Annotated in this window: 9 protein-coding genes; 5 read left to right on the top strand and 4 right to left on the bottom strand. The window is 69.5% G+C overall.

All coding sequences use genetic code 11. The features are described from left to right. The first annotated feature begins 1,298 nt into the window (after positions 1-1,298). The 4 genes from ACFWAR_RS38415 (at position 1,299) to ACFWAR_RS38430 (ending at position 5,021) form a co-directional block, all read left to right on the top strand. The gene (locus tag ACFWAR_RS38415) at positions 1,299-2,744 is read left to right on the top strand and encodes a nucleobase:cation symporter-2 family protein (protein WP_385788084.1); all 1,446 of its coding nucleotides are present in this window, start codon (positions 1,299-1,301) and stop codon (positions 2,742-2,744) included. 94 nt (positions 2,745-2,838) lie between these two features. Continuing rightward, on the top strand, positions 2,839-3,585 hold the full coding sequence (gene recO, locus ACFWAR_RS38420; RefSeq protein WP_385788087.1) for a DNA repair protein RecO: 747 nt from the start codon (positions 2,839-2,841) through the stop codon (positions 3,583-3,585). A gap of 11 nt (positions 3,586-3,596) precedes the next feature. After that, positions 3,597-4,424: an isoprenyl transferase gene (locus ACFWAR_RS38425; protein ID WP_385788090.1), complete on the top strand. Its 828-nt coding sequence runs from the start codon at positions 3,597-3,599 to the stop codon at positions 4,422-4,424. Between the two features lie 21 nt (positions 4,425-4,445). Beyond that, entirely contained in the window at positions 4,446-5,021 is a 576-nt protein-coding gene (locus ACFWAR_RS38430; RefSeq protein ID WP_385788093.1) for a YcxB family protein, read from the top strand. Between the two features lie 19 nt (positions 5,022-5,040). On the opposite strand, the gene ACFWAR_RS38435 is transcribed toward ACFWAR_RS38430, so the two are convergent. The 4 genes from ACFWAR_RS38435 to ACFWAR_RS38450 form a co-directional block, all read right to left on the bottom strand. Further along, positions 5,041-5,469, bottom strand: a complete 429-nt coding sequence (locus ACFWAR_RS38435) for a transcriptional repressor (protein WP_354380179.1) — start codon at positions 5,467-5,469, stop codon at positions 5,041-5,043. A 71-nt stretch (positions 5,470-5,540) separates the two neighbouring features. Next, complete coding sequence (locus ACFWAR_RS38440; protein WP_385788096.1) at positions 5,541-6,410, bottom strand: metal ABC transporter permease; 870 nt, start codon at positions 6,408-6,410, stop codon at positions 5,541-5,543. After that, positions 6,410-7,204, bottom strand: a complete 795-nt coding sequence (locus tag ACFWAR_RS38445) for a metal ABC transporter ATP-binding protein (protein WP_385788098.1) — start codon at positions 7,202-7,204, stop codon at positions 6,410-6,412. The genes ACFWAR_RS38440 and ACFWAR_RS38445 overlap by 1 nt, the downstream gene beginning before the upstream one ends. A 32-nt stretch (positions 7,205-7,236) precedes the next feature. Further along, a complete protein-coding gene (locus ACFWAR_RS38450) occupies positions 7,237-8,193 on the bottom strand; it encodes a metal ABC transporter substrate-binding protein (RefSeq protein WP_385788101.1) in 957 nt (318 codons plus the stop codon). A 153-nt stretch (positions 8,194-8,346) separates the two neighbouring features. On the opposite strand from ACFWAR_RS38450, the gene ACFWAR_RS38455 reads away from it, so the two are divergent. Further along, positions 8,347-9,729, top strand: coding sequence for a glycine--tRNA ligase (locus ACFWAR_RS38455; protein ID WP_385788103.1), 1,383 nt, complete (start codon positions 8,347-8,349; stop codon positions 9,727-9,729). Positions 9,730-9,771 lie beyond the last annotated feature (42 nt).

The raw sequence follows: 9,771 nt of genomic DNA on the forward strand, positions 1-9,771 counted from the left end.
CACCCCGGAAAGCCAAGAACTGTCGGGAAGCCCCCGAAGGAACGGCAGGGGGGACCGATATCTCCGATCGGGGTTCCGGGCGATGGGGCGGGGGCTCCGGGTGCGGCCTTGCCGCGCCCTTCGGGCGTAAAGGCAACAGACACGCCCTCAGATCGCTACGCGCTTCTCCGAGGGCGGCGTCTGCGGGGTGTGCGGGGCTGGTGGGCGGCCCGGGAGGGCCAGCAACTCGGCTCAACCGAGCAGGAGACGGGTCTGGTGGCGGTGGGGACTCAACACCCCTCCAAACCTCCTCAGTTTGCCCCTTTTGTGGGCATTTGGAGTGTGCATTCGAGGGGCGGACGGCCTCAGGCCTGCCCCATGCTCGCCCTCACCGAGTTCTCGCCTCTCACCCACCCCAAACAGCCCGCAGACGCCGCCCTCGGAGAAGCGCGTAGCGATCTGAGGGCGTGCTTGTCGCTTGTACGCCCGAAGGGCGCGGCAGAGGCCGCACCCAGGGCCCCCGCCCCATCGTCCGGAATCCCGTTTAGTGGTCTAGGTCCCCCCTGCCCTTCCTTCGGGGGCTTCCCGACAGTTCTTGGCTTTCCGTGACGGGGTGGCCTGTCAAGGGTGGAGCGCAGCGACATCGCGTAGCGACGCGACCGTAGGGAGCGCCCTTGATAGGTCGGCCCGGCACGGAGAGACAGTTGAACTGGCGGGCAGCCCCCGGACCCTCTCCGACCTCGGTGTGTGGGATCCGGCCTCCGCGGCGGAGTCGCGCGGGGTGGGGGCGGGGTTCATAGCGGGGCAAGTGGTGCTTGGGGTCGGTAACGATCCGGCCTCGTGGGTGGCTGAGAGCTGTCGTCAGATGGGTGGAGGAGATCGCTCCGGGGTTGGTGTATCCACCAATTGGACTGGCGTTCGGGTGGGGTCCGGTTTGCGGGGTGGAAGTGGTGCGGTGGGGGTTTTCGCACGTCAGGGCGCTGGTTGGGGCGGTGCTTCGCTGGCGCGACAGGGGGAGGGTGGTTCGGGGGGCGGGTTTCGCATACGCCGCCCTGGTGGTGGCCGCCATTGGAGAAACCTCCATAGATGGCTTCACGAAACCTCAACAATTTGTGGAAGTCGACGATATCTGTGAAGCCCCCCACAGGCGTTCAATTCCGGTCACACGGCGAGCTGCTGCCCGTAACACGGCGCGGCTTCGATTCGCGTGAACGCACTGACAACCCTGGCGGATCAACGGGTTCGCGACCCACTCCGTCCCAGGGATAACCAGATCCCCATTCCTCTCGCTTACCTACCTCTTGAAGGGCAAGGCAGAGATGGCACGTGTCGCCGCCCGGCTTTCCGGCAACGGAGAGCAGAGCACGCACCCGGTCGACGAGGTGCTCCCCCTCCCCAAGCTCGCGCTGTACGGCTTCCAGCACGTACTCGCGTTCTACGCCGGTGCGGTGATCGTTCCGATCCTCGTCGGCAGCGCACTCAAGCTCACTCCCGAGCAGTTGGTCTACCTGATCAACGCGGACCTCTTCACCTGCGGCATCGCCTCGATCATCCAGGCCTGGGGCATCGGCCGGATCGGTGCGCGGCTGCCGATCATCCAGGGCGTCACCTTCACCGCCGTGTCCCCGATGATCGCCATCGGACTGGGCGCGGGCGGCGGGACGGCCGCCCTGTTGGTGATCTACGGAGCCGTCATCACCGCGGGCATCGCGACCTTCGCCTTCGCCTGGATGCCCGCCCGGGTGTTCAAGATCGTGATGTCGCTGTTCCCGCCCGTGGTCACGGGCACGGTGATCACGATCCTCGGCATCGTCCTGCTGCCGGTCGCCCTCAAGGACGTCGTCGGCGGTGCGCCGCTGGTCGGCGACGGCGGTGACCCCACGCAGCTGGCCTACGCCGCCGGCACGATGCTCTTCGTCCTGGTCGTGATGCGGCTGGGCAAGCCCTTCCTGTCCAGCATCGCCGTCCTGCTCGGCCTGGTGGGCGGCACCCTGGTCGCCTTCGCCCTCGGTGACGCGAAGTTCGCCGCCGTCGGCGCCTCCGACTGGGTCGGGATCACCACGCCCTTCCACTTCGGCGCCCCGAAGTTCGAGTGGTTCCCGATCCTCCTGATGCTGATCGTCATGCTGATCACCATGGTCGAGACGACCGGTGACACCTACGCCGTCGGCGAGATCGTCGGCAAGGACATCGACAGCGAGACCGTGGCCCGCGCCCTGCGCGCCGACGGCGCGGCCACCGCGATCGGCGGTCTGCTGAACTCCTTCCCCTACGTCGCCTTCGCCGAGAACGTCGGGCTGGTCCGGGTCACCAAGGTCAAGAGCCGGTTCGTGGTGGTCTCCGCGGGCGTCATCATGATCATCCTGGGGCTGCTGCCCAAGGCCGCGGCCATCGTCGCGGCGATCCCGCCGGGGGTCCTCGGCGGCGCGGCCACCGTGATGTTCGGCATGGTCGCCCTGGCGGGCATCCAGACCCTGGGCAAGGTGGACCTCAAGGAGGAGAAGAACGCGCTGATCGTCGGCGTCTCGCTCGCCTTCGCGCTCTTCCCGGCCACCGTCCCGGCCTTCTTCGAGAAGCACATGAGCGTGGACACGGCCTCGCTGCTCAACAGCGGCGTCACCCTCGGTGCCACGGCCGCGATCGTCCTCAACCTGCTCTTCAACGGCCTGTCGAAGGGCGACCCGCACGCGGTGGCGCCCGTACCCGAGGCGGTCGTACCGGCGCAGGCGACGGAGGGCGAGAGCGCCCCGGCGTCGACCGTCTGACCCGTCGCGCACACCGTCCCCGGATCGGCCGCTGCGCCGGTCCGGGGACACCGGCGTCCGCGGTCTGTCGGTGCCGTACGGGACAATGGGGGCCATGAGTCTGTTCCGCGACGACGGCATCGTGCTGCGCACCCAGAAGCTGGGTGAGGCGGACCGCATCATCACGCTCCTGACCCGTGGCCACGGCCGGGTCCGGGCCGTGGCCCGCGGCGTGCGGCGGACCAAGTCGAAGTTCGGCGCCGGGCTGGAACCTTTCTCCCACGCCGACGTGCAGTTCTTCGCCCGAGGCAGCGATCTGGTCGGCCGCAGTCTGCCGCTGTGCACCCAGACCGAGATCATCCACCCCTACGGCAACGGCATCGTCGTGGACTACGCCCGCTACACCGCCGGCACCGCGATGCTGGAGACGGCCGAGCGCTTCACCGAGCAGGAGGGCGAGCCCGCCGTACAGCAGTACCTCCTGCTCGTCGGCGCCCTGCGCACCCTCTCGCGCGGCGAGCACGCGCCCCACCTCATCCTCGACGCCTTCCTGCTGCGCTCCCTCGCGGTCAACGGCTACGCCCCCAGCTTCACGAACTGCGCGAAGTGCGGGATCCACGGGCCCAACCGGCACTTCTCCGTCGCCGCGGGCGGGGTCGTCTGCGGGGACTGCCGGGTGCCCGGCAGCGTCGTACCCTCGTCGGAGGCCGTAGGACTGCTCAGCGCCCTGCTCACCGGGGACTGGGCGCACGCGGACGCCTGCGAGGCGCGCCACGTCCGGGAGGGGAGCGGCTTGGTCTCCGCCTATTTGCACTGGCATCTGGAGCGCGGGCTACGCTCCCTGCGATACGTCGAGAAATAGGAGCTGGACACATGGCACGACGCGGGATCCTGGGACGCAGCCGCAGGGACTACAAGCTTCCGGAGCCGCACCCGTCCGGTGCGCGCCCGCCGAAGATTCCCGGCGAACTGGTCCCGAACCACGTCGCGGTCGTCATGGACGGCAACGGCCGTTGGGCCAAGGAGCGCGGCCTGCCGCGCACCGAGGGGCACAAGGTCGGCGAGGGCGTGGTGCTCGACGTGCTCAAGGGCTGCCTGGAGATGGGGGTCAAGAACCTCTCCCTGTACGCCTTCTCGACGGAGAACTGGAAGCGCTCGCCCGACGAGGTGCGCTTCCTCATGAACTTCAACCGGGACGTCATCCGGCGCCGCCGCGACGAGATGAACGAGCTGGGCATCCGCATCCGTTGGGTCGGCCGCATGCCGAAGATGTGGAAGTCGGTCGTCCAGGAACTCCAGGTCGCGCAGGAGCAGACCGTCGACAACGACGCGATGACGCTGTACTTCTGCGTGAACTACGGCGGGCGGGCGGAGATCGCGGACGCGGCGCAGGCGATCGCCCGCGACGTGGCGGCGGGCCGCCTGGACCCGTCGAAGGTCAACGAGAAGACCTTCGCGAAGTACATGTACTACCCGGACATGCCGGACGTGGACCTCTTCCTGCGGCCCAGCGGTGAGCAGCGGACCTCCAACTACCTGCTCTGGCAGAGCGCTTACGCCGAGATGGTCTTCCAGGACGTGCTGTGGCCGGACTTCGACCGGCGCAACCTCTGGGCGGCCTGCCTGGAGTACGCGCAGCGCGACCGCCGGTTCGGCGGGGCGCTGCCGAACACGCCGGAAATCGCCGGACAGCCGGGCTGATCGGGCCCTATCCTCACCGCCATGGACACGGGTGGGGATCGGGCGCACGACATGGGCGCGGGGGCCGGTGACGGCGGGGCGGAGCGATCCGTGGAACTCGTCTACCGGCCCACCACGCAGGACCTGGCCGAGGCGCTGCGCGCCCGGGCCCGGCACACGGGCTCCGGGCGGTTCCAGCGGTGGCTGCTGCTGAGCGCCGGACTGCTGATCACCTCGATCAGCGGCCTGGCGCTGTTCGCGAAGGGGCCGCTGGACGCCTCGCGGCTGCTGTTCCCGTGCGCCGGGCTGCTGATGCTGGCCCTGGCGTTCTACGGGCCGCAGCTCACGGCGCGCGCCATGGGCGGCCTGCTGGCCAGGATGGGGGAGACCCGGGCCGTGGTCGGTGACGCCGGGCTGCGGGTGACCACGGCGGACAGCGAGACGCGGATCGCCTGGGCGCTGCAACCGACCTACGTGGAAACGCCCGCGACGTTCGTCATGTTGAGCGCCGACAAGCGTTCCGTGGCCATGACGGTGCTCCCCAAGCGCGGGGTCGCGGACCCCGCCGACCTGGAGCGGCTGCGGGCGATCCTCGACCGGAACCTGCGGCGGCGCTGAGCCGGCCGCCGGCGCCGGATCAGCCCGCCGCGGCGCAGTCCGCGCAGGTGCCGAAGATCTCCACGGTGTGGGCGACGTTCACGTAGCCGTGCTCGGCGGCGATGGTCTCGGCCCACTTCTCCACGGCCGGGCCCTCCACCTCGACGGCCTTGCCGCACTTGCGGCAGACCAGGTGGTGGTGGTGTTCGCCGGTGGAGCAGCGCCGGTAGACGGATTCGCCGTCGCTGGTGCGCAGCACGTCGACCTCGCCCGCGTCGGCCAGGGACTGCAGGGTGCGGTAGACGGTGGTCAGGCCCACGGAGTCGCCGCGGTGCCGGAGCATGTCGTGCAGTTCCTGGGCGCTGCGGAACTCGTCCACCTCGTCCAGCGCGGCCGCGACGGCGGCCCGCTGCCGGGTCGAGCGCCCTCGTACTGGCGCGGTGTTCATCTCGCCAGGGGCAGTCGCCACCGGGTCCTCCTCGTCTAGGGCCGTCGTGCCATTGTGCCAGTCCGGCGGTCCCGGGCGCCCCGTCCGGAGCGCTACTGGACCTTCACGTCGTCCTGGGTGCAGACCTGTTCGGTGGCGCGCGCGGCCCGGGCCCGCCGCCGGGCGAGCGGGGTGGCGACGAGCGAGAGCACGAGGAAGACGGCGATGGCGAGGAGGACGATCATCGCGCCCGAGGGGACGTCGATGTAGTACGTCGCCGCCGTGCCGGTCAGCGAGATCGTGAGGCTGATGGCCATGGCCAGGCCCAGGGTGGCGGCGAAGCCGCGGGTGAGCCGCTGGGCGGCCGCGACCGGGATCACCATCATGGCGCTGACCAGCAGCAGGCCGACGATGCGCATGGCGACGGTGACGGTGACGGCCGCGGTGATCGCGATCAGCAGGTTCAGGAAGCGCACCGGCAGGCCGGCGACCCGTGCGAACTCCTCGTCCTGGCAGACCGCGAAGAGCTGGCGGCGCAGGCCGATGGTGACGGCCAGGACGAGGGCGGACAGGATCGCCATCGCGGTGACGTCCTCGGGCGCGACCGCGGCGATCGAGCCGAACATCGGGCCCAGCAGCTTGGCGGTGGAGCCGCCCGGGGCCAAGTTGATGATCATCACGCCGCCCGCCAGGCCGCCGTAGAAGAGCATCGCGAGCGCGACGTCGCCGCTGGTCCTGCCGCGCGCGCGGATCAGCTCCATGCCGACGGCGCCGACGACGGCGACCAGCGTGGCCATCCAGACGGGGCTGCTCTGGAGCAGGAAGCCGAGCGCGACACCGGTCATGGCCACGTGGCCGAGGCCGTCGCCCATGACCGCCTGGCGGCGCTGGACGAGGTACGTGCCGATGGCGGGGGCCGTGATGCCGACGAGGGCCGCGGCGATCAGCGCCCGCTGCATGAAGGGGTAGGCGAGGAGGTCCATCAGCTCAGCAGTCCCGTCCGGATCGGTTCGGCGTCGTGGGCCGCGTGGGGGTGTACGTGGTCGTGGCCGGGCAGCGCGTGCTGGCCCAGGGCCTCGGGGGGCGGTCCGTCGTGCGTGACGCAGCCGTCGCGCAGGACGACGGCCCGGTCGATGAGGGGCTCCAGCGGGCCCAGCTCGTGCAGGACGAGCAGGACGGTGGTCCCGGCCTCCACCTGGCCGCGCAGGGCGTTCGCGAGGACCTCCTGGTTGGCGAGGTCGACGCCCGCCATCGGCTCGTCCATGATCAGGAGCTCGGGCTCCACGGCGAGGGCCCGGGCTATGAGCACGCGCTGGTGCTGGCCGCCGGAGAGGGCGTTCACCGAGGAGTCGGCGAAGCCGTCCATGTCCACCAGGGCGAGGGCGCGCTCCACGGCCGCCTTGTCGGCGGCGCGCAGCCGTCCGAAGCGGGTGAGGGCCAGGCGGCCGGCGGAGACGACCTCGCGCACGGTGGCCGGGACGCCGCTGGCGGCGGTGGTGCGCTGGGGGACGTACCCGATGCGCGACCACTGCCGGAAGCGCCTGAGGTCCGTACCGAAGAGGGAGAGCGTGCCGGAGGTCAGCGGGACCTGGCCGACGACGGCGCGCACGGCCGTGGACTTGCCGGAGCCGTTGGCGCCGAGCAGGGCGACGACCTCACCGCGCCGCACGGTGAGGTCGATCCCGCGCAGCACGGGGCGCGAACCGAGCGTGGCCGTGGCCCCGCGCAGGGATATGACGGGCTGCTCCGCCGCTGTCGCGGCTGCCGTGGATTCCATGGCTCGCGCCTCCGTTGCTGCTACTGCTGCCATTACTTGTTGCCGAGCGCCTTCTGCAGGTTCTTGAGGTTGGACCGCATGATCGCGAAGTAGTCAGCGCCCTGGGACGTGTCGGTGATTCCCTCGAGCGGGTCGAGGACGTCGGTCTTCAGTCCCGTGTCGCGGGCGAGCGTCTTGGCCGTCTTGTCGCTGGCCAGCGCTTCGAAGAACACGGTCGTCACATTGTCCTTCTTCGCGACGTCCTGGAGCTGCTTCATCCGGGCGGGGGTCGGCTCGGACTCGGGGTCGACGCCGGAGATGCCCTCCTGGTCGAGGCCGTAGCGCGCGGCGAGGTAGCCGAAGGCGGAGTGGGTGGTGATGAAGGTCTTGGAGGCCGTGTTCTTCAGGCCGTCCTTGAACTCGGTGTCCAGCGCGCCCAGTTTGGCCACGAGGTCGTCGGTGTTCTTCTTGTAGTCCGCCGCGTGGCCCGGGTCGGCCTTCTCCATCGCGGCGCCGACGCCCTTGGCGATCTCCGCGTACTTGACCGGGTCGAGCCAGACGTGCGGGTCCGTGCCGCCGTGGTCGTGGTCGTGGTCCGCTTCGCCCTCGGCGTGGTCGTGGCCGGAGGCGTCGTGCACCTCCAGCTTGGTGAGGGTGGCGGCGTCGACGACGTTCTTGGCGGGGGTCTGCGCGACGGCCTTGTCGACGGCGGGCTGCAGGCTCTTGAGGTAGACGACGAGGCCGGCCTCGCCGAGGCGGGCGGTCTGCTGGGGGGTGATCTCCAGGTCGTGCGGTTCGACGCCGGGCTTGGTCAGGGAGTCGACCTTCACGTGGTCCTTGCCGATCTGCTCGGCGAGGAACTGCATCGGGTAGAACGACGCCATCACGCTGAGTCTGCCGTCCTTGTCGGTGCCCGCGGCGGCGGTGCCGGAGCAGCCGGTGAGGGCCGCTGCGCCGAGGGCCGCGGCGGTGGCGAGGGCGGTGGTGGGTATGAGGCGTCGTACGTTCATGACATCCATTTTCATCAAAGATGGAAACGATTGTCAACAAGCGGGGTGGCGGAACCCCCTCGGCCGCTCTAAGGGGATCCGATTTGAAGGAGGGGGTGGGCGCGCCGGTAACCTAAAGGCTTCGCCGTTCGTCCTCGTAATGAAGAGAGCACCGTGGCCGCCGACAAGATCGAAACCATCGTCAGCCTGAGCAAGCGCCGTGGCTTCGTTTTCCCGTGCAGTGAGATCTACGGCGGCTCCAGGGCTGCCTGGGACTACGGCCCGCTGGGTGTCGAGCTGAAGGAGAACATCAAGCGCCAGTGGTGGCGTTCGATGGTCACCGGCCGTGAGGACATCGTCGGCCTCGACTCCTCGGTGATCCTCGCCCGCGAGGTCTGGGAGGCCTCGGGCCACGTCGCGACCTTCTCGGACCCGCTGACCGAGTGCACCTCCTGTCACAAGCGTTACCGCGCCGACCACCTGGAGGAGGCGTACGAGGCGAAGCACAACCGCCTCCCCGCCAACGGCCTGGCCGACATCAACTGCCCCAACTGCGGCAACAAGGGTCAGTTCACCGAGCCCAAGCAGTTCTCCGGCATGCTCCAGACCCACCTCGGCCCGACCCAGGACGCCGGTTCCGTCGCGTACCTGCGCCCGGAGACCGCCCAGGGCATCTTCACCAACTTCGCCCAGGTGCAGGTGACTTCCCGCAAGAAGCCCCCCTTCGGCATCGCCCAGATGGGCAAGTCCTTCCGCAACGAGATCACGCCGGGCAACTTCATCTTCCGCACGCGCGAGTTCGAGCAGATGGAGATGGAGTTCTTCGTCAAGCCGGGCGAGGACGAGCAGTGGCAGGAGTACTGGATGCAGGAGCGGTGGAACTGGTACCGCGACCTCGGCATCCGCGAGGAGAACATCCGCTGGTACGACCACCCGAAGGACAAGCTGTCCCACTACTCGAAGCGCACCGCTGACATCGAGTACCGCTTCAACTTCGGTGGCAACGAGTTCTCCGAGCTGGAGGGCGTGGCCAACCGCACCGACTACGACCTCAAGGCCCACTCCGCGGCCTCGGGCGCGAACCTGACCTACCACGACCAGGAGTCGGGCGAGCGCTACACCCCGTACGTCATCGAGCCGGCCGCCGGTGTGAACCGCGCGATGCTCGCCTTCATGCTCGACGCGTACAACGAGGACGAGGCCCCGAACGCCAAGGGCGCCATGGAGAAGCGCACCGTGATGCGCTTCGACCCGCGCCTGGCGCCGGTCAAGGTCGCGGTGCTGCCGCTGTCGCGCAACGAGAAGCTCTCGCCGAAGGCCAAGGGCCTCGCCGCCGACCTGCGCAAGAACTGGAACATCGAGTTCGACGACGCGGGCGCCATCGGCCGCCGCTACCGTCGCCAGGACGAGATCGGTACGCCGTTCTGCGTCACCGTCGACTTCGACACCCTGGACGACAACGCGGTGACCGTGCGCGAGCGCGACACCATGAAGCAGGAGCGCGTCTCCCTGGACCAGATCCAGAGCTACCTCGGCAGCCGCCTGCTCGGCTGCTAGGACCTGTACGAACGGGGGTGGCCCGGTGCGCTGTGCGCACCC

The sequence above is a fragment of the Streptomyces sp. NPDC059917 genome (assembly GCF_042730635.1).
Lineage (GTDB): Bacteria > Actinomycetota > Actinomycetes > Streptomycetales > Streptomycetaceae > Streptomyces.